General features: G+C 58.7%; 21 protein-coding genes and 1 tRNA gene. 6 read left to right on the plus strand and 16 right to left on the minus strand.

Annotation, left to right across the window (positions count from 1 at the left end; genetic code table 11):
• The first annotated feature begins 207 nt into the window (after window positions 1-207).
• Window positions 208-492, plus strand: coding sequence for a hypothetical protein (locus VFQ24_06340; protein ID HET9177960.1), 285 nt, complete (start codon window positions 208-210; stop codon window positions 490-492).
• 68 nt (window positions 493-560) lie between these two features.
• Here VFQ24_06340 and VFQ24_06345 read toward each other — a convergent pair whose 3' ends face one another.
• From VFQ24_06345 to VFQ24_06360, 4 genes are all read right to left on the minus strand, one after another.
• Window positions 561-1145 carry an NAD(P)H-dependent oxidoreductase gene (locus VFQ24_06345; GenBank protein ID HET9177961.1) on the minus strand — a complete coding sequence of 195 codons (585 nt, stop codon included), beginning with the start codon at window positions 1143-1145 and terminating at the stop codon, window positions 561-563.
• A gap of 172 nt (window positions 1146-1317) precedes the next feature.
• The gene (locus VFQ24_06350; GenBank protein ID HET9177962.1) at window positions 1318-1830 is read right to left on the minus strand and encodes a response regulator; all 513 of its coding nucleotides are present in this window, start codon (window positions 1828-1830) and stop codon (window positions 1318-1320) included.
• 397 nt (window positions 1831-2227) lie between these two features.
• On the minus strand, window positions 2228-2629 hold the full coding sequence (locus VFQ24_06355; protein ID HET9177963.1) for a hypothetical protein: 402 nt from the start codon (window positions 2627-2629) through the stop codon (window positions 2228-2230).
• A 280-nt stretch (window positions 2630-2909) separates the two neighbouring features.
• Window positions 2910-4487, minus strand: a complete 1578-nt coding sequence (locus tag VFQ24_06360; GenBank protein ID HET9177964.1) for a sigma-70 family RNA polymerase sigma factor — start codon at window positions 4485-4487, stop codon at window positions 2910-2912.
• A 909-nt stretch (window positions 4488-5396) separates the two neighbouring features.
• Between VFQ24_06360 and VFQ24_06365 the strand changes: the two genes are divergently transcribed.
• From VFQ24_06365 to VFQ24_06380, 4 genes are all read left to right on the plus strand, one after another.
• Window positions 5397-7115 carry a pyrrolo-quinoline quinone gene (locus VFQ24_06365; protein ID HET9177965.1) on the plus strand — a complete coding sequence of 573 codons (1719 nt, stop codon included), beginning with the start codon at window positions 5397-5399 and terminating at the stop codon, window positions 7113-7115.
• A gap of 129 nt (window positions 7116-7244) precedes the next feature.
• A complete protein-coding gene (locus VFQ24_06370; protein ID HET9177966.1) occupies window positions 7245-8138 on the plus strand; it encodes a VOC family protein in 894 nt (297 codons plus the stop codon).
• A 249-nt stretch (window positions 8139-8387) separates the two neighbouring features.
• Complete coding sequence (locus VFQ24_06375) at window positions 8388-9701, plus strand: di-heme oxidoredictase family protein (protein HET9177967.1); 1314 nt, start codon at window positions 8388-8390, stop codon at window positions 9699-9701.
• A 107-nt stretch (window positions 9702-9808) separates the two neighbouring features.
• Window positions 9809-10927 (plus strand): hypothetical protein, encoded by a 1119-nt coding sequence (locus VFQ24_06380; protein HET9177968.1) that lies wholly within the window; start codon window positions 9809-9811, stop codon window positions 10925-10927.
• Between the two features lie 147 nt (window positions 10928-11074).
• Here VFQ24_06380 and VFQ24_06385 read toward each other — a convergent pair whose 3' ends face one another.
• From VFQ24_06385 to VFQ24_06395, 3 genes are all read right to left on the minus strand, one after another.
• Window positions 11075-11509 carry a polymer-forming cytoskeletal protein gene (locus VFQ24_06385; protein HET9177969.1) on the minus strand — a complete coding sequence of 145 codons (435 nt, stop codon included), beginning with the start codon at window positions 11507-11509 and terminating at the stop codon, window positions 11075-11077.
• A gap of 101 nt (window positions 11510-11610) precedes the next feature.
• The gene (locus VFQ24_06390; protein HET9177970.1) at window positions 11611-12075 is read right to left on the minus strand and encodes a hypothetical protein; all 465 of its coding nucleotides are present in this window, start codon (window positions 12073-12075) and stop codon (window positions 11611-11613) included.
• A gap of 267 nt (window positions 12076-12342) precedes the next feature.
• Window positions 12343-12975: a hypothetical protein gene (locus VFQ24_06395; GenBank protein ID HET9177971.1), complete on the minus strand. Its 633-nt coding sequence runs from the start codon at window positions 12973-12975 to the stop codon at window positions 12343-12345.
• Window positions 12976-13127: 152 nt separating this feature from the next.
• Between VFQ24_06395 and VFQ24_06400 the strand changes: the two genes are divergently transcribed.
• Complete coding sequence (locus VFQ24_06400) at window positions 13128-13367, plus strand: hypothetical protein (GenBank protein ID HET9177972.1); 240 nt, start codon at window positions 13128-13130, stop codon at window positions 13365-13367.
• A gap of 90 nt (window positions 13368-13457) precedes the next feature.
• On the opposite strand, the gene VFQ24_06405 is transcribed toward VFQ24_06400, so the two are convergent.
• The 9 genes from VFQ24_06405 to lnt form a co-directional block, all read right to left on the minus strand.
• Entirely contained in the window at window positions 13458-13700 is a 243-nt protein-coding gene (locus tag VFQ24_06405; protein HET9177973.1) for a hypothetical protein, read from the minus strand.
• 403 nt (window positions 13701-14103) lie between these two features.
• Window positions 14104-14178, minus strand: a tRNA-Glu gene (locus VFQ24_06410).
• A gap of 156 nt (window positions 14179-14334) precedes the next feature.
• A complete protein-coding gene (locus VFQ24_06415; GenBank protein ID HET9177974.1) occupies window positions 14335-15669 on the minus strand; it encodes a TldD/PmbA family protein in 1335 nt (444 codons plus the stop codon).
• A gap of 74 nt (window positions 15670-15743) precedes the next feature.
• Complete coding sequence (locus VFQ24_06420; protein HET9177975.1) at window positions 15744-17201, minus strand: TldD/PmbA family protein; 1458 nt, start codon at window positions 17199-17201, stop codon at window positions 15744-15746.
• Window positions 17202-17407: 206 nt separating this feature from the next.
• Window positions 17408-18682 carry an adenosylhomocysteinase gene (gene ahcY, locus VFQ24_06425; GenBank protein HET9177976.1) on the minus strand — a complete coding sequence of 425 codons (1275 nt, stop codon included), beginning with the start codon at window positions 18680-18682 and terminating at the stop codon, window positions 17408-17410.
• Window positions 18682-19836: a methionine adenosyltransferase gene (gene metK / locus VFQ24_06430; GenBank protein ID HET9177977.1), complete on the minus strand. Its 1155-nt coding sequence runs from the start codon at window positions 19834-19836 to the stop codon at window positions 18682-18684. The genes ahcY and metK overlap by 1 nt, the downstream gene beginning before the upstream one ends.
• A gap of 270 nt (window positions 19837-20106) precedes the next feature.
• Window positions 20107-20367 carry a hypothetical protein gene (locus VFQ24_06435; GenBank protein HET9177978.1) on the minus strand — a complete coding sequence of 87 codons (261 nt, stop codon included), beginning with the start codon at window positions 20365-20367 and terminating at the stop codon, window positions 20107-20109.
• 130 nt (window positions 20368-20497) lie between these two features.
• Window positions 20498-21605 (minus strand): peptide chain release factor 2 gene (gene prfB, locus VFQ24_06440; GenBank protein HET9177979.1). Its coding sequence is split into 2 segments (ribosomal slippage): window positions 20498-21535 and window positions 21537-21605, totalling 1107 coding nucleotides; the frame shifts between segments, so codons are not numbered across the junction.
• A 9-nt stretch (window positions 21606-21614) separates the two neighbouring features.
• Window positions 21615-23210 carry an apolipoprotein N-acyltransferase gene (gene lnt, locus VFQ24_06445; GenBank protein ID HET9177980.1) on the minus strand — a complete coding sequence of 532 codons (1596 nt, stop codon included), beginning with the start codon at window positions 23208-23210 and terminating at the stop codon, window positions 21615-21617.
• Window positions 23211-23305 lie beyond the last annotated feature (95 nt).

The following is a 23305-nucleotide window of genomic DNA, read 5'->3' on the forward strand; positions in this document are numbered from 1 at the left end:
TCTTGAATTCTTAGGGAAACCGAGCCGACCGGAGATATAATGAAGCTTGCCGCATGAGTTTGACTTAAGCAGCTTCGTGGCGGGTTTTTATCGAGGCGCACGGGCAACCACCTGCTGTTTGCCCGGCATAGAAATCTCAATCAACGCGTCCTGAACGCAAGAAGTAGACAACGCAGGAATTTTTCCATCTTCAACAAGTGGAGCTCCATGAAACCCAAGGCCAATGACGAGGAACGTCTGGGACCAGTGAACCCATTTACGGTTGGGAGCGTCTTTATCGATGCCGCGAAAACGCTGGAGTGGATCGTAGAGGACCAGACCGAACGCCAGCGGCAATACTTCATCACGCCCAAGGGATTCGAAGAGATGAGCAAGCTGGGCATGAACATCGAACGCGCCCTGCTCTATCGGCAACCGCCGGCCGAGAACCACCGGCGCGCGCCTTCGCACCCCCACCATCAACGCCACAAGGACCGGCGACGACGGCACTGACCTGTGGCTCATCACGCAGCGTGCCTTGCCTGGAAATTTGGGAATAGCGGGTAAGAATATTTCTGGAGTTACGGCTGGGCGCCCGCCGGCACCTGCCTGCCCTTGTGCAGCAAAGTCCATTCCACCAGGGCTTCCAGAAGCTTTCCAATCAGGTCGCGGGTGGGTTGGTCGGTCAGGTTTCCCTGCTGGTCGAACTTGCTTGCCGCGTTTGAGATCATCACCTCAGGCTTGTTCAGAGGGTACATGTTCAGATAAATGAACGACTGGCGCAGGTGATACTGGGCCCTCGCGCTGCCGAGACTGCCAATCGAGGCTCCCATCACGGCCACCGGCTTCCCTGCCCAGGCGCTGTCGCCATAAGGGCGCGAGGCGCAATCGATGGCGTTCTTCAGAACCCCAGGAACGGAGTAGTTGTACTCTGGCGTGACGATCAGGATGGCGTCTGCCGCCCGGATCCGTTCTTTGAACTTCACAACCTTCTCAGCCGGATGTCCTTCTTCATCCTGATTAAACGCAGGAATGCCGTCCAGTTCAAAAATTTCGATGGTAACGTTCGGCGGGGCGAGTTCCTTCGCGGCCCGCAACGCCGCGCGGTTATAGGAGCCTTTCCGAAGGCTGCCTGCAAAGCCAAGGATGGTCAACGGAACGGCCATTCGTCTTCCCCCTGTGAAACGGATTGCGAGTGCAGATTAGTCTGGTTTAGCTCTCGCCTCGCACAACCCTGGTTTGGGACCCAGCGCAGCTGGCGCAACGGACCTGGATAGCGTGGGACCCCGCACGAGCCGTCGTGGAGGACAACAAAAGTCCCGTCTGTGCAGGTAAGGCTCAGGACGCCTTGCGCAAAGATTCATCTCTGGCCTGCGAACTGCCGACGCCTGCGATGTTCCGCGGCATCTCGTAGGGCCTGATGTCCTGGAATCTATCGTCCGGGGCTTTCACATAGTCGCTCACGAGTTCACGGACCTCGGCTGCGGTGAGAGGTTTCTGGACGTACTCGTGGGCGCCTGCGTCCAGCGCCTCAATGCAGCAGCCGGCGTCAACCGCGCGCGTCAGCACCAGGACGGGCACATGGCGATCAACTTCGACCGCCCTGCTCAGCACCGACCGTCCCTCAAAGTTGGCGCTGCCCTGGTCCACAATCACCAGATCAAACCGTTCGCGCCCAAGCATGGCGGCTGCCCTGACATAGGAATCCATTGGGACAACGTTGTATCCCAGGTAACGCAGGACCTCCGCGTAGTAGTCAAGATCATTCGCATCTTCGTCCACGAGCAGCAGCTTCAGTTCCCGCCCGTCGGTTGGATGTTCACTCACATTGCTCTGCCATGCTATTTTCATCGCGTCCTCCTGAATCGAAAATGCCCGTGACCACCCCCTGATCCAGACCTCTGGACCACTTCTCTTTTTGTTAAACCGAAAAAATCCTGGCCCGTCGCCAGGCAGGCTGCTGAAGAATCTCCTTCACCCGTTCACCAGTTAGCGCGCAGCGTGGACAGGGAGTGTCATTCAACAGCCTGCCGGAGCGCTGACATCCAGGCAGCCAAACCCGCTGCCCGGCCAGGCAGTGCAGGGTCTCGGGACGTAACGGCCGCCAGGTTTTTCAAAGGTCCCGCACTGCCCCACACGAGCAGTTAGATGCTGAAAAGCCCCAGAAGGGAAACTCTCTTTTTCAATCTTTACAACCGATTAAATAACCCGCTGTTTTCGCACAACTTTGTCAGGTGCAGCAAACTTTTCAGGCGGCGCCCGGCGCCTGGACCGCCACAATGCTCTGGACGGCGCAAGCCAGCACCTGCGCGACATCCTCCTGGCAGAGAGGCGAAACCATGAAGTCCGCAGCGTCGTGGTCCAAAGCATTGATATAAAGGTCAATGTCCGCCATCCGGGAGACCACCACCACCGGCACCCGCGTTCGCGCCTCGGCGGCGAATTTCATGATGTCGGCCCAGGCATCGTCAGTCACTGAGGTTTCGCAAAACAGCGCTGCGGGAACGCTGGTTCCATTCAGCAACTCCTCGGCCTCGGCGCAACTCCGAACCACGTGCACCGCCACTCCTGCCTCGTGCAGCGCCCGGCAGAGTGGAGGATCGATTTCACCTGAGCCCGATACAATCACCACGCTGTTTTCCTGAATCATAAGAATTTTTCTCCCGCTCGACTGGACACGCATCCACAATGCAATCCAAACACCAAAACAGCCGATCTTATAAGTTGCTCAATTATCTTTAGATAAAATAGCTGTACGGTGGGACTACCTATGTAAAAAAGTCAACATTCCGCCGGATAGACGGTACTTTGTCACTTGCATCGGCGTCGCGTCTGCAATGAAGTCAAGTTGGAGGTGAAATAAAAAGGGGCGCACAAACGTACGCCCCGTAAGGTTTGCCTTTCCGGTCTTTCCGCCAGCCAGGGAACGGTTAATTGTCCGAAAGGAACGAGCGCAGCCGCCCGCCTCGCCACGGCGAGCGCAGGCTGCGCAGCGCTTTCCCTTCAATCTGGCGGATGCGTTCGCGCGTCAGCGAAAGACAGTTGCCCACTTCTTCGAGCGTCCGGGCGTGGTCATCCTCCAGTCCGAAGCGCAGTTTCAGCACCTGTTCCTCGCGCGGCGTCAGCGTTTTCAGCATGGAAGCCGTCTGCTCCTTCAGGTTTACATGAATTGCGGAGTCCGAAGGAGAAGGCGTGCGCTTGTCTTCCAGAAAGTCGCTCAACTGCGATTCGCCGTCATCGCCGATGGGCGTGTGCAGCGAAAGCGGCTGTTGTGCGATCTTCATCACCTGGCGCGCCTTGGCCACGGAGATTTGGGCCCGCCGCGCCACCTCAGCAATGCTGGGGTCGCGACCCAGCTCGCGGGTCAATTCTCCGCGGGCCCGGGCAAGTTTGTTGATGGTGTCGTTCGCGTGTACCGGCACGCGGATGGTGCGGGCCTTGTCGGCGATGCCGCGTGTAATCGCCTGCCGGATCCACCACGTAGCATAGGTCGAAAACTTATAACCGCGCCGCCAGTCGAACTTCTCCACCGCCTTCATCAATCCCAGGTTTCCCTCCTGAATGAGGTCGAGAAGGTGCAAACCTCGCTTGATGTATTTCTTGGCGATGGAAACCACCAGCCGAAGATTGGCCTCGGTCAATTCCTTGCGGGCCTGCTCAGCGTGGAGTTGTCCCAGTTGGATTTTTTCCCAGGTGCGCTTCATCTCCAGCGCGCTCGCGCCCGATTCCGTCTCCATTTCCTTTAAGCGCTTCTGGTGCAGTCGCAGTTCACTCAGCACGCCGGCCGGGGTCCGTCCGCGGGCGGAGCTGCGCGCCTTAAGGCTATCAATCTGGTGCTTCAGTTCCTGCATACGGTGGCTGGTGTGCGAAACCAGGCTGATCAGGCAGTCGGTTTCGTGGTTGGTCAGGTTGAGCCCCATCACCAGCCTTGACATGCGGACCCGCGTCCGCGCCAGGCGGAACCGGGCGTGCAATGCAGCGCGCTTGCTGGATTTCGGACCCGCCGAAGCCTGACGCACCGCCAGCCGGTAAAGTTTGGCAAGTTCATCCAGCGACTTCAAGGTCGCGCGAGTCTTGGCCGCAATCTGCTTTGGATCGGCCAGTTCCTCAGCGTCAAAATTGACGATGTCCCGGATCGAAGCCTTCTCCGTCCGCAGGGCCTTGGCGACGGTCAGCAATTCCTTCAGCGCCAGCGGCGAACGCGACATGGCGCGCCGCGCCACAAGCTGGCCCCGCTCAATCCGTTGCGCCAGGCGCACTTCGCCCGCGCGGTTTAACAGCGGCACCCGGCCCATATCTCGCAAGTAGGTCCGCACCGGATCGATGGAACCTTCCAGCGGGCCTGGCGACAGGTCATATTCCCTTTCGTCTTCCTCTTCCGCTGAAATTTCCCAGTCCGCGTCGCCCAGCGGAAGGTCCGCCTCTTCCTCCGCGAGCAGGTCCCGCTCCTCATCCTCCGCAAGATCAGCGTCGCTCGGATGACGGAAATTAAGCTTGACGTCCAACATGTTGTTTCCTTTTCAGGGTCACAAACTCACGCAGCCATCGGGAACCCGTATCCCCTACAGCCACACGCTCCGTGCCTTTAAAGAAATAGTGGAAATCAGATGGTGCAGAAGGTCAGTACCCTGTTCAAAAGTTGGCCCGTTTTATCAGGCTTCGACATTCACTCTATGAGATGCAAAGAAAAGGCAAATGGATTCACAGGCTGGCGCGTCGTCGCAATGCTAGTCAGACAGGAGCACTCGTCCGTAGGTGTCCTGATCCAGTTGGCCAATCCCCGGCAGACTCAGGGAAATGATATCATAAAACAGGGCGCAAAATCAATAAGTTAACAGGGCCGGTGGTGGCTCAGTTTGGTTCCTATTTGTGGCACGGCCATCCTGGTCCCGCCCGGGCGGGAGCGAGGACGCCCGTGCCACAAATCAAACTGAGCCACTACCACAGGGCCAAGGAACCGCCTACGTGCCCGGAGGCGTGGGTTTCGGCGCCCAGCCAGCCTCGCGAGCAAGGCAGACCCTACTGGCGTTATTCCTGGCCCGAAGCCCGTACCCAACCGGGAAATCAGGCCCCCCCTCACACCGAATAAGTACCCCTATTACCTTATTGATTATAATAGGCTTACAAAAACAACCAGCACGCAAGCCCGAACTAAACTGTGCGACCGCTGCGTGACCCTCGCCTCGGCGTTTAGAACGTGCTCTCGCGCCACAAAGACCTGAGGCCCACGCTGCCGATTCGGGTTTGCCTGCAAGGCGAAGCGTGCCAGCCATGGGTGTCCCGAATTTTGCTTGATTGCATTGGAAAACCGGCGGACTTCGAATAGCATGTGACTTGCGGCGGCTAGCCGCGCCAATCCGAAAGTTTGCAGAATTTTCCAACATGGGCCGGCAGTTAAGGCAGAACGAAAGGACTACATGAAAACACAACGCGCTTCCTGGTCAGCACGGTCCACGGGGCGGGCGGAGCAGTGGGACACGCCGCAGGGGCCTGCGGTTTCAGCCGGGCGTTGGCAACGGGTCCGCAGGCTTATGCTCGCGTGCTTGCTGCTGGTTTCTGCTGGCGAACTGCCACGGCCTGCGCAGGCGCAGGTGGCCACCTCTCAATACGATAATTCGCGCACGGGGTCGAACCAACGCGAGACGGTGCTGACGCCGCGGAACGTCAACGCCAATCAGTTTGGCAAGCTGTTCTCAATGCCGGTTGACGGCTCCATTTACGCCCAGCCGCTCTACGTGCCGCGTATCGAGATACCGGGAAAAGGCGTCCACAACATCGTTTTTGTGGCTACGGAGCACGACAGCGTTTACGCCTTCGACGCTGATGGCAATTCCAGAGAGGCGCTCTGGCAGGTCAGCTTCATCAATCCGCAGAAAGGTGTCACCACAATTCCCGCGCGCGACGTCGACTGCCCCTTCATCGAGCCTGAAATCGGAATCACTTCCACGCCCGTCATCGACGTCCGCAGCGGAACGCTTTATGTGCTGGCGCGAACCAGGGAGAAGGAAGGCGCGTTCAGCAACCGCTACGTGCAGCGATTGCACGCCCTGGCGGTGACCACCGGCGCGGAAAAATTCGGCGGGCCGGTGGAAATCAAGTCGTCCGCCAGGGGAAGCGGAGCGGGCAGTTCCAACGGGCAGATCGAGTTCGAACCCTTGCGCGAAAACCCGCGCGCGGCGCTGCTGCTTGTGAGCGACAGGGTGTATCTAACCTGGGCCTCCTCGTGCGATGTAGGCCCGTACCACGGCTGGGTGATGGCTTATGACGCGCACACCCTGGCCCAGGTGGCGGCCCTCAACACTTCGCCCGATGCGGATGACAGCGGAATCTGGGCGGGCGACACCGGCCCGGCGGCAGACCCGGAGGGCAACCTCTTTCTTGCCACCGGCAATGGAAAATTTGACGTAGTGACGGGCGGGAGGGACTACGGCGACAGCATGCTGAAGCTCAGCCTCGCAGGAAATCAACTGCTGGTGCGCGACTATTTCACGCCTTTCAACCAGCAAGAACTGGACGCCGAAGACAAGGACCTCGGGTCGGGCGGACCACTGCTGCTTCCTGACCAGCCTGGGCCGCATCCTCATCTCCTCGTCGTCACGGGCAAAGGCGGCCTCATCTACGTGCTCGATCGCGACCAGCTCGGCGGCTATCACTCGCGCAGCGACAGCCAGATTGTGCAAACTCTCCCCGGCGGACCGGATGAGAACTTTGGCGCCGCCGCGTACTGGAACGGGCACGTCTATTTTATTTTCACCGGTGAAGTGCCGAAGGATTTTACCCTTTCGCGCGGCAGACTCTCAGTCGAGCCCGCTCGAGGCAGCCGGAGATTTCTCGATCCAGGCGCGACTCCGACGGTGTCCTCCAACGGATCGAAGGACGGCATCGTCTGGGCGCTGACTTCAAAGCGATGGAACCAGCCCGACGGGCCAGCCGCCGTGCTCTACGCGTTCGACGCCTCCAACATCGCCCGCGAGCTCTATTCGAGCGAGATGAACGCTTCGCGCGATCGCGCGGGCATCGGGCTGCGCTTCAACATCCCCACCGTTGTCAACGGGCGAGTCTACGTGGGCGCCAAGGGCGAACTGGACGTCTATGGCCTGCTATCGCCCGCTGCCAAAACGGGTGGCCGTAATTGACTTCCGGCGCCGGGGCGGGAAAGCCGCCATCGCGCCCGGAGTCAGGCCGATGATAATGAAATAAGCATCGCAGCCGGACCAGCAGCCTGCGCTGGGGTTCTGACGGCCCTCGTTCCAGGCAGTGCTAAAATGGCAACCATGCGAAAAATCACTCCGCATTTGTGGTTTGATAAGCAAGCGAAGCAGGCGGCCGAAATCTATACGTCGGCAGTTCCCGGCTCAAGCATCACGCACGCCATGACGCTGCACAACACGCCCTCGGGCGATTGCGACCTTGTCTGGTTTGAACTCTCCGGGCAGCCGTTCGCGGCCATCAGCGCCGGACCGCTTTTCAAATTCAACCCCGCGATCTCATTCCACATCAAGTGCGGCACGAAAGACGAAGTGGATGCCGCCTGGCAGAAGCTCTCCGAGGGCGGAAAGGTTCTGATGCCGCTCGACGCCTACCCCTTCAGCGAGCGCTTTGGCTGGACAGAAGACCGGTTCGGGCTTTCCTGGCAGGTGATTTATGTGAGCGGCGGCGGGATCAAACAGCGGATCACGCCGGTGCTGATGTTTGTGGGCAACGCGTGCGGCAAGGCGGAAGAAGCAATGCACTTTTACGCTTCAGTGTTCAACGCTCCGTCGCCGACGGTCTTTGCCCGTTATGGCAAGGCAGCCGAACCGGACCAGGAGGGGACCGTGCAATACGCCCAATTCACCCTGCTGGGCCAGGAGTTCGGAGCCATGGATTCCGCCCGCCGGCACGATTTCGCTTTCAATGAAGCGATTTCCTTCATGGTACCTTGCGACAGCCAGGAGGAAATCGACTCGCTCTGGGCGAAGCTTTCCGCCGATCCCAAAGCCGAACAGTGCGGCTGGCTGAAGGATAAATTTGGCGTGTCATGGCAGATTACTCCGGCCATCCTGGACGAACTGATGTTCAGCCCCGACCAGAACCAGGTGATACGAGTCACGCAGGCCTTGCTTAAAATGAAAAAGTTCGATATCGCAGAATTGCAACACGTCGCCGCCAGCCAGTGAGTGCGTGCGAGGACGGGCAGACTCCGGCGCCAGTTTTTGCCGTCGACCTTTGCCGAACGGGATCCGCCCGGAGCCTCGTTTTCGCCTGATCCACGTTCGTTAGCTCCCAGCTCCCACGGTAAATACCTATCTAATTTACATTTTGGTTACTAAATGCCGCGATGTATAATGGTCACGAAAAGCAGACCGTGAAGGCAATCCCGGCTTTATAGGCAGCGACTCAGGGAGAGGCTACAAGGAGGTAGTCCTATGAAAAAAGTTGCGCTGGTCGGGAGCGGGCTGGCACTTTGCCTCATTGCAACTTGTACGTTGTTTCCAGGCAGTTCTGAAGCTCCGGCGGGTTTTGACGGCCAAACCAACGGGCTTGTCGATCAGAAAACCCACGTCGCAGACCAGGACAAGTTTGACGAAGTCGAACAGACCAGCGACGGGTTGGGGCCGCTGTACAATGCCCAATCCTGCCGCGAGTGCCATCAGAGTCCGGTCTCCGGCGGAGTTAGCCAGATGTCCGAACTTCGCGTCGGGCACCGAGACCCGGGTGGGCAGTTCGAGAACCCAAGCATACCCGTGGCCCACGGAAAAACCGTCATCACGGGTCGAACCCTGGTCAACGACCGCGCCATCTGCCCCAGCGGCGCCTTTCCAAGTGTCGAACTCCAGGAGAGAGTGCCGGACACCGAAGTGATTCAAGCCACGCGCATGGCCGTAAACCTTCTCGGCGATGGATTTGTAGAAGCTGTTCCCGACCAGGAACTGCTCGATCTCGCCAGGACGGAGTGCCGCCGGTCGCACCGCAGGATTTGCGGTCAAGCGCTCTACGTTCCCCTCCTCGAAGCACCCGGCAAAACCGCCATCGGGCGCTTTGGTTGGAAGGACCAGCAGGCCAGCCTGCTCTCCTTTGCAAGCGACGCCTACCTTAATGAAATGGGGATCACCAACAAATTGCTTCCCACGGAGGTCACGGCGATCTGCAATACGGCGCCCGAACCCAATGACAAGCCCGGAGCCGACGGCCTGGAGGACATCGACCACTTCGCGCGCTTCATTCGCGCCACCAAAGCGCCGCCGCGCGACATGGCGCTCGCAGACACGCCCGAGGCCGAGACGGGATCCAAGCTCTTCGACAAGATTGGCTGCTCCACCTGCCACGTCGGCACACTGGTGACAGCACCGGCAGGGACTGAGATCGATGGGGCCACATTTAAAGTCCCCGACGCGCTCGGCAGCAAGACATTCCATCCGTATAGCGACTTTCTGCTCCACGATGTAGGAACGGGCGACGGCATTGCCGTCGCCGTGCAGGAACATTTCGGCTCCGCCGCCATGAAGCGGACGTGGCAGAATCTTTCTTACAAGAGCTTTCAGGACGCTGCCAACAAAGTTCGCACGGCGCCGCTTTGGGGAGTGCGCACGCATTCCCGCCTGATGCATGACGGGATGTCCCTGACGCTAGCTGACGCAATCCTCCGCCACCAGAAAGAAGCACACGAGGTCGCGGAAAAGTTCAGGCGCCTCAAGCCCAAAGAAAAGGCCGCTCTTATTACCTTTCTCGACTCGCTGTAAGGATGAAAGTCTGGCACAGCGAGGCCTGATGAGCACCGGCGATTGCGCTTGGCAAACGATAACACCGGCAGGAAACGTATGCGGTGACTACCCATCTGGAGGTGAACATGCCAGGTAAGAAGAAGAAAGCCAGGAAATCGAGTGCGCGGGGCACTTCCACACGCAGGAAAACCAGGCCGAAGAAGCAGGCGAAGCGCGGCCCAGCCCGGACGAGAGCTGCACGGAAGAAGCCGGCCAGGCGGCCGCCTGCCGCACGGAAGAAAGTCACACGAAAGAATGTAATACCGAAGAAGCCTGCAAGGCGGCTGCCGCCTGATCTTCGCAATCATCGTGGCGGAGTGAGTCCCCGCATGCACGCACCCGCCATTCGCGGCGCCAGAACGAAAAGGCAGAAAGGAAAGAAGCAGGCGGGCAAGTTTCCCAACTTCACTTACCAGGGCGGGCCGGTGATCGCCTCGCCGCAGGTCTATACCAGCTTCTGGGGCGCCCTCTGGTCCGACGCTTTGCATCAGGCTCGCGCCCTGCGCCTCAATCAGTTCCACCGCGACTTGCTCGCCAGCGGATTCATGAATGTACTCTCCCAGTACGGCGTGGGAAACGGTGCAGGCAATAGCGGCGCCTTCGTCGGCGATAGCTTGATCAGCGACACTCCGGAAACCTTGACCGACCCCACAATCCAGGCCACCATCCAGTCAGCGATTGACCGGGGAGTCATCCCTGAGCCTGCGGCGCCCTCGAATATTGCGCTGATCATCTACCTGGATGAGAACAGCGGAGTCAACGATCCCTCCGATCAACTGGTATTGTGCGAGCCCCAGAACGATAGTGCTTTCGGCTACCACAATTTCTTCACCACGACGGCAGGCCACAAGTTTTACTACGCCGTAATCCCCGGCTTGACAGATATGTGCCTGAAGGAGTCCTGCGCCCAGGACTCAGGCTGTTCGTTGCATCTTGCCGAAACTCAGGAACAGCGTCAAACCCAGGTGGCGAGCCACGAATTCGCAGAGATGACGACCGACCCGGAACTGAACGCCTGGCTGGATCCCCAGGCCGGGGAAAATGGCGACATCTGCAATGGTGAATCAGCGACGATCTCAATCGGAGGAAATTCCTGGACTGTTCAAAGGACCTACAGCAAGACGGATGACATGGCGACAGGAGGCCAATCCTATTGCGTCGCAACAGCCCCTGCGCCCATTCCCCCTTTGAAGCCGGGACCGTAGCGGCTCACCGGTGGCACGGGTAATGTGGCGGGATTGCAGGGATATCGAGCGCCAGACCACAGCATAGAAGGCGGCGCCGTAGTCACCGCGAACTGGAAATCGAGACTGTGCGCAACATTCTTCTCGGGGTCCGGATCACGACTCGGGCTATGCCTGCTCGCGGTCTGTAGCAACTTCATTCCGCGCCGATTTCTCAATGACGCAAGTGGGCATGTCGCAGTGGCCGGTGAAGTAAGCGCCGGACTCGAGTTTTAGCGAGGGCGTCTCAATATCGCCCAACAATATGCCGTGCTCTTTGATTTCGAGTTGCTTCGTGGCGTGGATGCTCCCTTTTACCTTGCCCGCGACGCTGACTTTCTCCGCCTCGATGTCGCCTTCGATCTCTGCCTGGCTGGCCACCACCACGGTCCCCGCCGAGCAGATTGTGCCTTTGAACTGGCAGTCCAGCCGGATCATTCCCGAGGGCACTTTGATCCGGCCTTCAATCTCAATCCCCGGATCGAGCAAGGCAACGATTTCGTCGTCGTCAGCCGTGCCCTGGCTAGCCTGCCGAAGTTGTCGTGCAATAAAGTTAAGACCCATAGGAACCTCCAGGAGTCATTACGCTGTTGCGACCGAAAATTCAGCTTTGGAGCAGGCGAGGACCCAACGTGCGGCCTCCCCTGGCGGAAGGCTTTTTGCTTCTATCGAGCATGAGCGCGGCCCAGTTCCTCGTTGTCTCCCCTGATGGGGCTGGCCACACCCAAAGCGGCAGTTCCTGTCTGGGCCGTATTGCCTGAAAACAGAGCTCTCAGACACGAAGCCAATTGCTTTGAGAAGGAATGGCGGCGACAGAGTTCCCTGATCCGAAGCAGCCAGGGAAGAGTGACCTGGCCGATGACGATCAAAACTTCCCCGGCCAAATACGCAGAGATGTTCTTGATTCTGGGTGGTTCCCCGACTGGCGGCTCTATCACTTGCAGATCCAGTATCAGCCGGGTGCCGCCGCGATTGGAAAACTCTGCAAAGCCTCTGCGAATTTCATCAGGTACGCCGCAGTTGGACCCATCCGCCGAAAGCTCATCCAGCACGCTTTTAACAACGGGCGTTCTGTCGATCGTCAGGACGTGCCTTTCGCCAACCTGCATCAGGGGACCTTTCACTCTCATCGCCGTTTGGCGCTCGAAAGGCACATAATAACTGCCTAGTTATTAACGATGCAATGCTACTAAAGTTCTAGTACCCTTGCGCCGATTGCGCTCGGTCAGCCGGCTCGCCGCGAACCAAGCCGCGCTGAAATCAGCAGATACCTTCCGCCAATGGGCCATGTTGTGGGAGGAGAGAGAGATGGGATACCTGAGGAGCACGTTTCGTCCGCGGCGCGGGCCAGCACGCCCGCGCCCCGGGGTTCACTCTGAGCAACATTCAGATCCACGTTATCGGTTCCAGCCCTGCTCGACGCCTCGATACCCATGTTGATAGCCCGCCAGGAAACCTTCGCGATATTGGCGTTTGTATTCCTGCTTTGGACCAAAATCGTGATGGTAGCCGTGATCGGCATCTTCATACCGATCATTCTTTTCAGGTCTGAAATCCTTATTTTTCCTGCGGTCCTTTTCGCCCTGGACCACTCCATCGCTGAAGCCTGCCTGAAAAGCTACATTGGTACGCCCGTAGTAGCCAGAGCCACGATCTTGCTCGTAGGCCTCGCCACCCGGGTAGGGAGGGCCGCTGGCACGTGCTTCGAAGCGGCTTTCGCGGCCATAATAGCCGTCGTTATAGCCCGCCGCGTATCCCTGACGGTAGCCATCCCTGTAGAGGTCCGGATTTCCCATGTAAGCACCGTAGCCGCGCATCGCGTTGTCGTAGTCCCTGCTCTCCATATTGAAATCAACCTGCGCGCCGCGGTCCTCGCTTCCGTGCTGAAATCCGTCCAGGTATCCATTGCGGAAGCCGTAGGCGTTCGAGCCTTGTGGGCCCTGGTCATAGCGCTGGTGAGCAGAGGCCACTCCACACAGCGAAAGCGCCACAACGCACGCGAAGCTTAGCCTGACAAGTTGTTTAACCATTTCATCCTCCTTTTTCTTGCACGATCTTCATTGTTCAGTAACCGTCCCCCCTGCTCAGGTTCACTTGTGCGCAGAACCCGACGAGTGAGAGTGCAAATACCTTGCCAAACGGCGTAAGTGGTTCTATTCAGGCGAGGACATTCTGGGGAGCAATGAATATCTTCGCGATGCCAGTAAAACTTGCACGGCGGATTTCGATGGCATTTGAAGACGTGTCCGAAGATCTTCTTAAAACCGCAGGCTTTGTCCGCGCCCACCTGCCATTTCCGATGTCGCCGAAGCATTGGAAGCGCTGGCGCCTGGTGAAAAACGGGAAGGGTTACCTGGGCCGCCGGATGGATCCTGAAATGCTCGGTGCGATCCATGGTTCGAGGGCTGGGGATTCTTGGTGAGGCAAGGGCCGAAGGACAGACTCGCGCTTGAACTGGGCAGACCGGCGCATCAGGACGCATGACGCGGCCGCCCCTTAACACGCGGGTTGATCAGTTGCTTTGCAGGACCAATAACAACTCGCGAATCTTCCGGTTCTTCTCCTGCATGGCATCAGCGTAGTTCTTTTCCTGCGTGGCGACTCTCTTCTCGAGCGTTCTGATGGTCTGATCGGCCCTCTCAAGCCGCGCCAACAGGTCCTCTGGAGATGTTTTCACACGGTGCAAGGAAACTTCTGCGGTTTCTGCCTCGGACGTCGTGTCGATTGCAATCGCAGATGCTTGTCGTGTTTCCATCATATTCCTCCCATTCCAATCAACGACAGAGCAAGTCTCGTTCCATTCGCAAAACTCACCCGCCACAGCGAGCGCGGAAGGCAAATTTCAGACACGTTGGCCGGAGGTTGTATTCAGGCAGAGGGGCCTCGGCTGCAAGCCGTGCTGGTAATTCTTACAAGCAGCATTTCCTTTTTTGCAAATGTTCAGCTCACCCGGTCCCGGGATGCTCCACCTCCAGCACCAGGCGGACTCAACGGGAAGGTCAGGGGTCCTTCAGCCAGCTTCGCGCCTTCGCGCCTCTGCGTGAAAGGTTTTTGGCTTCCGCGAAAGATCTCTGCATTGCGCTTTGAAATTTATGTGGGATGACAGGCGGAGTGCTCAGCATGATGAATCAGCCCTTTTCAGCATCGTGCCAGGGCTTTGGTAGCGCTACCGGGAATCGAACCCGGGTTTTCAGATTGAGAATCTGACGTCCTAACCCCTAGACGATAGCGCCGTTGAACGTGTACAGCTTTTCTAACATCCGCTTTCAAAGGCTGTCAAGTCATGGCCGGTCGGGCAGTGGCTCATTGGCCTGTGGCACGGGCCTCCTAGCCCGTGTTACGTTCAAGAGACACAGCCAGTATGGCTGTGCCACAAATTCAACGCCCGCTCAGTACCGCGTGGCAGACGAGAAATTGAACTCATTCACCTTCATGGCGGGAACCACCATCTCAAAAGACTCTTCGCCGGCGGTCCGTTGTGCCGCGCCCATGGCTTCGACCTGATTCAGCATGTCGAACAGACTCTGGTTGAATCGCAGGTTCTTGACGCCGTGCTTGACCTCGCCATCTTCAATCCAGAAAGTCCCGTCGCGCGTCATTCCGGTCAGGATTTTCTGGTAAGGATCGACTTCGCGGATGTACCAGAGCCGGGTCACCAGCAGGCCGCGCGCGGTGGACTTGACCATGTTCTCCACGGTTTTTTTGCCGCCCTCCATCACGATGTTCATCGGCGCCTCGCCGTATTCGTTGGGAAGCGGAAAGCCGTGGCCCGTGGCGGTCTTTCCCATCTTGCGGGCCGTCGCTCTGGCGTACACCAGATTGGTGACTTTTCCCTTCTCCACCAGCTTCACGCGCTGCCTCGGAATTCCCTCGCCGTCAAACGGAGCGCCTGCCTGCAAAGGATGAAACACGTCGTCGCGGATGTTGATGTTTTCGCCAAAAAGCTTTTCGCCAACCCGGCCGGTCAGGCAGCTTCGGCGCTCCTGGACCGCGAGGCCGCCAAAATCGAAGAAGAGAAAACCCAGCAGGTCCAGCACCGCGGCCGGCTCAAGGATCACCGTGTATTTGCCCGGCGCGATGTCCTGCGGGCGCTCGCTCTCGAGCGCCTTCGAGACCGCGCGGTCTGCCAGCATCTCCGGCTCGAGTTCCATGCAGGAAGGCGAAGTCTTCTTGGCCCACCCGGAGCTTTCCTCCTTCAGCATGGTGATCGAGAACTCGGAGCTGGTTTCTTCGTGGAAAGCTTCCAGGCCGCGCGAGTTGAACAGGCCCGTCACGAACGTCCCGTTTGAATAGACCCCCGCAGCCGTCAGGCCGTCCTTCCCGGCGCGCTCGATGGCTGTCCGGACCGTCTCTGCGCGGGCCTGCGGACTCAACTCCGCAGATTCGGTGTCAAACCGGTCCACCGCCCGGTACATTTGAGGGCCTGGCATCGGCAGCAGGTCAGGGTCGGCGGGCTGCAGTCGCGCCAGCGCCAGCGCCGCTTCACAAACCTGCCGGATGGAATTTTCGTCGAGCTTATTGGTGCTGGCACGCGCCGTCCGCTGGTTGACCACCGCCCGCACCGAGAGGTTCAATCCTTCTTCGGCAACGTTCTGGTGAATTCCGTTGTTGGCGAAGCGCGTCAGCGCATAAGCCGTGGAGGTAATAAAAGCTTCCGTCTCGTCGGCGGTGGAATACTTGAGGACCTTCTTGAAGATTTCCTTTGCCCGTTCGCGTTTGAGCATCGTTTCGCCAGCAATCTCCCGTGGTCATTTGCCGCCCGGCATTGCGCGGCTGACCAGCCAGAGGGACAATCCCGCTATTTTGAATACGCCACGCCCACCTGCACCTTGCGGAAGCGCGTGGGAGAAGCGCCGTGCCCGGTCCCCATGGTCTGCATTGGCTGTCCCTTGCCGCAGTTCGGCGTACCCCACAGCGTCCATTCTTCCGGGCCGCAGATGGCGTCACAGGAATTCCAGAACTCGGTGGTGATCCCGCCGTAGCTGGGGTTTTTCAGCATCCGGACCCGCTTGCCGTTCTTGATTTCCCAGCCGATTTCCGTTCCAAACTGAAAATTGTAGCGGCGGTCATCAATGGACCAGCTCCGGTTGGTTTCCATGTAAATTCCGTCGTCGGTATCGGCGATCAGATCTTCAAGCTTGCCCTGGCCCGGAAGCAGGCTGACGTTGGTCATGCGGATCAGCGGGATCCTGTTCCAGCCTTCGGCCCGCATGCTTCCATTGGAGCGTTCCTGGCCGATCGCCGCCGCGGTTTCGCGTGAAGTCAGATAACCGGTGAAGAGCCCTGCCGTGATAATCGGAGTGTTGTTCGCCGGCACGCCCTCGTCATCATAGGCGAATGTGCCGAGGCCCGGCCCGTGCGCAGGCGTGGCATCGGCAACCACGTTCACAATGTCTGAAGCGTACTTGAGAGTGCCGAGCTGGTCGAGCGTCAGAAAACTCATGCCCGCAAAATTCGCTTCCGTTCCCAGCACGCGGTCAAGCTCGATGGGGTGACCGATCGACTCATGAATCTGCAGCCCCACCTGAGAGCTCCCCAGGATGATGTCCCGTTCACCTGCCGGACATTGGTCGCAGGCGTGCAATGCCGCCGCTTCCTCGGCAATGCGCGGAGCGTTGCCCAGCAAGTCCAGCTCCTCGATCAATTCGTAACCTTTAGTCTGGTATTGCCCGCCAAACGAGTTCGGATAAGACCGCCGCTGGATTTCCGTCCCGTCAAATGACGTGGCCACGAATCCGGCGCCGGTCTGATTTTTGATCTGCCGGATTTCCGAGCCGTTGCTCGAAACAAAAAGCTGATCGATGCGGTGGAAGTCCATCGCCACTTCCGCGAGAGTGATGTTCTTCACCCTGCGCAGCTCGGCATCGATTTTCAACATCAGGTCCAGGCAGCCTGACACGGGAATCAAAAAAGGATCAATCCGGCAGGGGCCTTCCCACTGGTCCACGGTCTTTGCTTCCGGAGCGAGTTGAACATCCTGGCGTTTTGCCAGCGCGCTGGCCCTGGCAATCTCCACCGCCTTAAGTCCGGCGGCGAGGATGCCCTGGCGGGAGAGATCGTCGGTGGAGGCAAAGCCCCAGGCGCCGTCCACAATCACCCGTACTCCCAGGCCGAGCGACTCCGATTCTCTCACCTGTGCTGTTTTGCCGTCCTTGGTGGAAAGATATCGCTGGCGAATGTCCATCACGCGGGCGTCAGCGTAAGTTGCGCCCTGCGATGTGGCTGCGTCGAGCGCCAGAGCTCCGAAATTTTCCATCGCGCAAACCTGTTCCAGGAAGGGGCTGCTGGTCCCCTGGCGTTTACTAATCAGCCGAGCTTTCTCGATTTTTGGTCCGGTTTCCTGCAAAGAATCATGGACTGTAAATTGACGGGAAAGGTGAACAGCAAAGCCATCACAGGCAGCAGTCCTGCCGCGTTGTTTGTAGCGCCGCCGTCCCGGTGGCATTTTCCAGGGCCGGCAGATTAGGTCCCTTCAGACCAGGATGCCAGGTAAGCCACCTGTTCCGGGGTCAGAGTGTCAATCTGGATGCCCATCGACTCCAGCTTCAGCTTGGCGACCATCTCGTCAAGGTCGGTGGGAACGGGATAGACATCGGGTTTCAGGTCCTTGCTGTTTTTGGCAAGGTACTCGACGGAAAGCGCCTGGTCGGCAAAGCTCATGTCCATCACGGCGGCAGGATGCCCCTCAGCCGCCGCCAGGTTGATCAATCGGCCTTCGCCCAGCAGATATATTTTGCGGCCGTCCGCCATCGCATATTCGTCGACAAACTCTCTGACTGGGCGCTTGGAAGTGGCAAGCTCTTCCAGCTCCGGAATGTCGATTTCCACGTTGAAGTGTCCGGAATTGGCAATCGTGGCGCCATCGTTCATCAACTCAAAGTGTTCCTTCCTCAGCACCGACTTGTCGCCGGTGAGTGTCACAAACACCTGGCCAGTCTTCGCCGCTTCGCTCATCGGCATAACCCGGAAGCCATCCATCCGGGCTTCCAGCGCGCGAGTGGGATTGATTTCCGTCACGATTACATCAGCGCCCAGGCCACGCGCCCTCATGGCAAAGCCGCGCCCGCACCATCCGTAACCGGCAACCACCACCACCGCGCCGGCCAGCAGAATGTTCGTCGAGCGGACAATGCCATCCACCGTCGATTGCCCCGTTCCGTAGCGATTGTCAAACAGGTGCTTGGTGTCGGCATCATTCACGGCGACGATGGGATACTTCAGCACGCCCTGCTTCGCCATGGCGCGCAGGCGAATAACGCCGGTGGTGGTCTCTTCCGTTCCGCCGATGATGTCCGGGATCAGTTCCTTGCCCTTGGTCAGGATGGTCGTCACCAGGTCCGCGCCGTCATCCATGGTGATGTGCGGCCGGTGCTCGAGGGCGGATTGAATGTGGGAGTAATAAGTGTCATTGCCCTCGCCCTTGATGGCGAAGACAGGTATCTGATAGTCCTGCACAAGAGAGGCCGCCACGTCGTCCTGAGTGCTCAGTGGGTTCGATGCGCAGAGAACAACGTCGGCTCCGCCATCGCGAAGCGTGATGCCCAGGTTCGCTGTCTCAGTGGTGACGTGCAGGCAGGCGGCAATCTTGAGCCCTTTGAGGGGCTTCTCCTTCAAAAACCGTTCCTGAATCAGCTTCAGGACCGGCATCCACTGGCCGGCCCACTCGATGCGCGTTTTGCCCTTGGCGGCCAGACCCAAATCCTTGACGTCGTGAGTGATCTTATTGGTCACAGGCATTACAAGCCACTCTCCTTCCGTAAAATCGCAGCCTTGTCGGTCCGCTCCCAGGCAAACTCCGGATCGAGCCGTCCAAAGTGGCCATAAGCTGCTGTCTTTCTGTAAACCGGCCGGAGCAGATCGAGCGATTCGATGATACCCCGTGGCGACAGTTTGAAATGCTTGCGGACCAGTTCAACCAGCCGCCCGTTTTCCACTTTTCCCGTGCCAAAGGTATCCACCAGCACGGACACCGGCTCTGCCACTCCAATGGCGTAGGCAAGCTGAACTTCCGCATGGGTTGCCAGACCGGCGGCGACAATGTTTTTGGCGATGTAGCGGGCCATGTAGGCGGCCGAGCGGTCCACCTTGGTGGGATCTTTCCCGGAGAAAGCGCCGCCTCCGTGGCGCGCCCACCCGCCGTAGGTGTCAACAATGATCTTTCTTCCCGTCAGGCCGGAATCGCCCACTGGCCCGCCGGTTACAAAGCGCCCTGTAGGATTGATGTGGTACTTGGTATTGGCGTCCATCATGGCGGACGGGATCACCGGCCTGATGACGCATTGGATGATCCCTTCGCGCAGCGTCTCGTTCGAAACGCTGGCGGAGTGCTGGGTGGAAACCACCACGGCATCCACCCTCAAAGGTTTGTGGTCCTTGTATTCGACCGTCACCTGAGACTTCCCGTCAGGGCGGACGAAATCCAGAATGTTCTTCTTTCGAACTTCCGCCAGCCGCAGGCAGAGCTTCTGGGCCAGGGTGATGGGCAGCGGCATCAGTTCCTCGGTGTCGTCGCAGGCGTAGCCGAACATCATGCCCTGGTCGCCCGCGCCGCCGGTTGAAACGCCCATGTCGATGTCGCCGCTTTGCCGCGTCAGATTCACATGGACCTTGCAATTGTCCGAGGTAAATCCGCCTTCGGGATCTGTGTAGCCAATGGAGAGGACGGTGTCACGCACCAGACGTTCGATGTCCAGCTTGGCGCTGGTAGTCACCTCGCCAATCACGTAGACGTCTGCGTCTTTGACCATCGACTCGCAGGCAACACGGCCCTTCGGGTCCGCCGCCAGCACGGCGTCAAGCACCGCGTCGGAAATCTGATCGCACACTTTGTCGGGATGCCCTTCCGTCACCGACTCGGAAGTAAAGAAGTAGTGATGCTCAAGCCCAGGCACGTGGGTCTCCTTCCGTTATGCAAAAATATCCCGCACAGTGCAAACATCCAACGCTAGCACAGCGAGTTTGGAACCGTCAACCGTTTGATGCTCGGAACCCGCTCCCAGTCAGCCAACTGCGCTTTTGCAGGGCCCAACAGTCCGTAGCGCCGCCAGGACTTCCGTAGCGCCGGCATCTTGCCGACCCTGAAAATTGCCCCCGGGACGGCGGCGCTACAAACGAGCTTGTCACCATATTTTGCAATCCTCAGTAATAATTCATTTCTTTCATCAACGGGCCGGACTCGATAAGCTATGGCTGCTATCGAGCAGCGTCGAGGCCTTCTCCATCCACCAGCGCCGCAGGGCAACCAGCGACCATACAGACTCCACAATGCCGAACGGCCACGCGCCCTGGAGAAATCCATAGATCGAACCCATCAGGCACGAAGCGGCAAATGCCAGGATAAACCAATGGCTCCGCTTCTCGAGCCCGTAGCAGACCAGCATAGCCGTCACTGCGAAAAGTCCAAAAGCCGACAGGTTACTCACAGGATCGCTTCCCGCCCTTCTCTGCCGTTTTTTAATCTACCGCAGCGGGCCGCCGCTTTTCGGACTAGTCGTCCGATCAGACCTTTACAACCAGCAAGTGCTCAATCTCACATCCGGCGTCGCAGTGCTGCTACCCCGCCTTTGCCACGGCCCGCCGCGATGTCAGATAGGCCCGGATAAAGGCATCAATATCGCCGTCGAGTACGCGGTCAGTGTCGCCGACCTCAAACTTGGTGCGATGGTCCTTCACCAGCCGATAAGGATGCAGCACATAGGAACGAATCTGATTGCCGAAGGCGATTTCGCCCTTGGAATCCTCCAGCTTCTGCGCCGCCTCCCGCCGCCTTTGAAGCTCCAGGGCGTAGAGCCGCGAGCGGAGAAACTTCATGGCCATCTCGCGGTTGCGATGCTGCGACCGCTCGTTCTGGCACTGCGCCACAATTCCTGTGGGAATGTGCGTAACGCGCACGGCGGAATCGGTGGTGTTGACGTGCTGGCCACCCTTCCCCGAGGAGCGGTACGTATCAACCCTTAATTCATCAGGCTTGATTTCAACGTCGATGGTGTCGTCGATTTCCGGGCTTACATACACCGACGCGAATGAGGTGTGCCGGCGCGCAGCCTGGTCAAACGGCGAGATGCGGACGAGGCGATGCACGCCGCTCTCCGCGCTCAGCAGGCCGTAGGCATAATCGCCCGTCACCGTGAAGGTTGCTGACTTCAGCCCCGCTTCTTCGCCGGGCTGGTAATCATTCAGCGTGAATTTGAAGTTGTGACGCTCAGCCCATCGCCGGTACATGCGCAACAGCATTTCCGCCCAGTCCTGCGATTCCGTTCCACCCGCCCCTGGATGGATGGTCACAATAGCGTTCAACTGGTCGTTTTCACTGGGCAGAAGGCTGGTGGTTTCCAACTGGTCCACCTCGGCGCGCAGAGAGTCCATTTCACCGCGGATCTCCTGCAACACGCTCTCGCCTTCCCCGGCCAGTTCAAAGTAGGCTTCAAGGTCAGATAACTTCGAGCCCAGGCGTTCATCCGAGCGAATGGCCGACTCCAGTCGCTTGCGTTGCGCGAGGATTGGTTGAGAATTCTGCTGGTCTTCCCAGAAATTGGGGCGAGCTATCTGCTTCTCGATGGCTTCCAGTTCGCGGCGTTGTCCGGCGGCGTCAAAGAAAACTCCGAAGTTCCTGGACTCGATGCTTTAGTTCGTCAAATTCTCTCGCCAGTTCTTCAATCACGATTACTCCTCAAGACTTCTGGATTCCAGGCGGCTCGGCGCGCCGAAAACCCGGCAGCGCGAGCAGCGCGACAATTATTCCCGCCGCCACCGCAACACACAGCCAGGCAAAAACGTCACCGTATTCGGTGTAGAACGTCTTCTTCGCCAGGTAACGGAAATGGCCGGTCAGGATTCCGAACTGCTTCCGCGGAATCTCTTTCCGGACCCTGCCGTAAGGGTCAATGATTGCCGTGATGCCATCGTTGGTGCCACGCAGCACGAACCGCCCATTCTCGATTGCGCGAAAACGCGCCATCTCAAAATGTTGAAAAGGCGCCGATGAGTCGCCATACCAGCCGTCATCAGAAATATTAACCAGGACGCCGGCCCCCTTAGCGGCAAATTTCCGCACCAACTGGGGGAAAATGGCCTCGTAGCAGATGAAAATGCCGATTGCGCCTTCCGGGGTCCTGGCCACCTCAACGGATTTTCCCGGAACAAAATCGCCCACTTCGGCCGTGATTTTCCCGACCTTCCCCGGAAATGCCCACCACGGCACGTATTCGCCAAAGGGCACTAAATGAATTTTAGCATAGTGCAGGAGTAAATTGCCGCCTGGCCCGAGCAGGACGGCCGAGTTCTGTGGCCGCGAAGAACCCGGCCCTAAAAAGGTGACCGTCCCACTGATGACGTACGCGCGCGCCTGTTTTGCCATGCTCTGGAGCGCTCCGCGAAAGACTGGGTCACGGCCATAAAGAAATGGTGCGGAAGTCTCTGGCCAGACTAGCAGCGGCGGGGTTGCAGCCGTTGGACCAGCCTCACGCACGGCTTCAAGGCTGTCCGAAACAAGGCTTTCGAGCGGCGCCGGATTCGTCCATGGCATCCAGGCATCCATGGCGGCTTCACCCAAGGGAATGTTGGGTTGGACCAGCAGCGCGAGGTTGGGCTCAGTCCTCGGCGTTGGGGGATCGAGCAGCCAGTTGCCGGCCAGAAGAACCGCTACCCAGACAGCCAGGGTCATCAGGGACACTCGCCGACCGGGCTTCAGCATCGCCCAAACAACCAGAGCGCTGGTTGCAACAGCCAGAAAAGACAGGCCATATACCGCAGTGACCGATGCCACCTGCTGCAGTCCTTCGGGGCGAACCGCATATCCAAGCAAATTCCATGGAAAGCCGGTAACCAGATAGGTCCTTGCCAGCTCCAACGCAACCCACAGGAACGGGCTCAGGATCAGCGCCGCACCAACCGATCGCCGGGCCACGGTGGTTTCCAACAACCCAAAAACACCATAAAACGTTGAAAATACAATTACAAATAGAATAAGGATCCCTGCCGCAACCACGGAATTAAGGTTGCCATAGCCCTGCATCACGCCCACAAACCAGTAGCAGCTACCCGAAAGGAAGACGGCGCCCGCCAGATACCCAAGCCAGAAGCCGTGCCACGAGCGCCTTTCAGCGATGGACGCCATCAACAGGGGCAGGCACGCCACCCACACCAGATTGTTCCAGTTGACTAAGGGAAAACAGGCAAAGAGCAGCAAGCCGCTGAAACAGCTCGCCGCGTATCGAACCGAAGTCTTCTTGAACCAGATTGCTGGGGATAAGTTGCTACCGATCATTCCCCACCGAATAAAAGTGTCCCAATTTGGAACATGTTTGATAGGGCAGAGAACGGTCGGCCTCTGGCGAGGCATGTGACAGGCCCAATCTCGGG

This window comes from Terriglobia bacterium, assembly GCA_035712365.1.
Lineage (GTDB): Bacteria > Acidobacteriota > Terriglobia > UBA7540 > UBA7540 > SCRD01.

Coding starts and splice junctions, on each gene's coding strand:
- VFQ24_06420 (HET9177975.1), bottom strand. CDS start 17,201: ATGGAAAATTTCGGAGCTCTGGCGCTCGACGCAGCCACATCGCAGGGC.
- VFQ24_06370 (HET9177966.1), top strand. CDS start 7,245: ATGGCAACCATGCGAAAAATCACTCCGCATTTGTGGTTTGATAAGCAA.
- VFQ24_06385 (HET9177969.1), bottom strand. CDS start 11,509: ATGGGTCTTAACTTTATTGCACGACAACTTCGGCAGGCTAGCCAGGGC.
- VFQ24_06395 (HET9177971.1), bottom strand. CDS start 12,975: ATGGTTAAACAACTTGTCAGGCTAAGCTTCGCGTGCGTTGTGGCGCTT.
- VFQ24_06375 (HET9177967.1), top strand. CDS start 8,388: ATGAAAAAAGTTGCGCTGGTCGGGAGCGGGCTGGCACTTTGCCTCATT.
- VFQ24_06365 (HET9177965.1), top strand. CDS start 5,397: ATGAAAACACAACGCGCTTCCTGGTCAGCACGGTCCACGGGGCGGGCG.
- VFQ24_06355 (HET9177963.1), bottom strand. CDS start 2,629: ATGATTCAGGAAAACAGCGTGGTGATTGTATCGGGCTCAGGTGAAATC.
- VFQ24_06400 (HET9177972.1), top strand. CDS start 13,128: ATGAATATCTTCGCGATGCCAGTAAAACTTGCACGGCGGATTTCGATG.
- lnt (HET9177980.1), bottom strand. CDS start 23,210: ATGATCGGTAGCAACTTATCCCCAGCAATCTGGTTCAAGAAGACTTCG.
- VFQ24_06405 (HET9177973.1), bottom strand. CDS start 13,700: ATGGAAACACGACAAGCATCTGCGATTGCAATCGACACGACGTCCGAG.
- VFQ24_06390 (HET9177970.1), bottom strand. CDS start 12,075: ATGAGAGTGAAAGGTCCCCTGATGCAGGTTGGCGAAAGGCACGTCCTG.
- VFQ24_06360 (HET9177964.1), bottom strand. CDS start 4,487: ATGTTGGACGTCAAGCTTAATTTCCGTCATCCGAGCGACGCTGATCTT.
- VFQ24_06350 (HET9177962.1), bottom strand. CDS start 1,830: ATGAAAATAGCATGGCAGAGCAATGTGAGTGAACATCCAACCGACGGG.
- ahcY (HET9177976.1), bottom strand. CDS start 18,682: ATGCCTGTGACCAATAAGATCACTCACGACGTCAAGGATTTGGGTCTG.
- VFQ24_06380 (HET9177968.1), top strand. CDS start 9,809: ATGCCAGGTAAGAAGAAGAAAGCCAGGAAATCGAGTGCGCGGGGCACT.
- VFQ24_06340 (HET9177960.1), top strand. CDS start 208: ATGAAACCCAAGGCCAATGACGAGGAACGTCTGGGACCAGTGAACCCA.
- VFQ24_06415 (HET9177974.1), bottom strand. CDS start 15,669: ATGCTCAAACGCGAACGGGCAAAGGAAATCTTCAAGAAGGTCCTCAAG.
- VFQ24_06345 (HET9177961.1), bottom strand. CDS start 1,145: ATGGCCGTTCCGTTGACCATCCTTGGCTTTGCAGGCAGCCTTCGGAAA.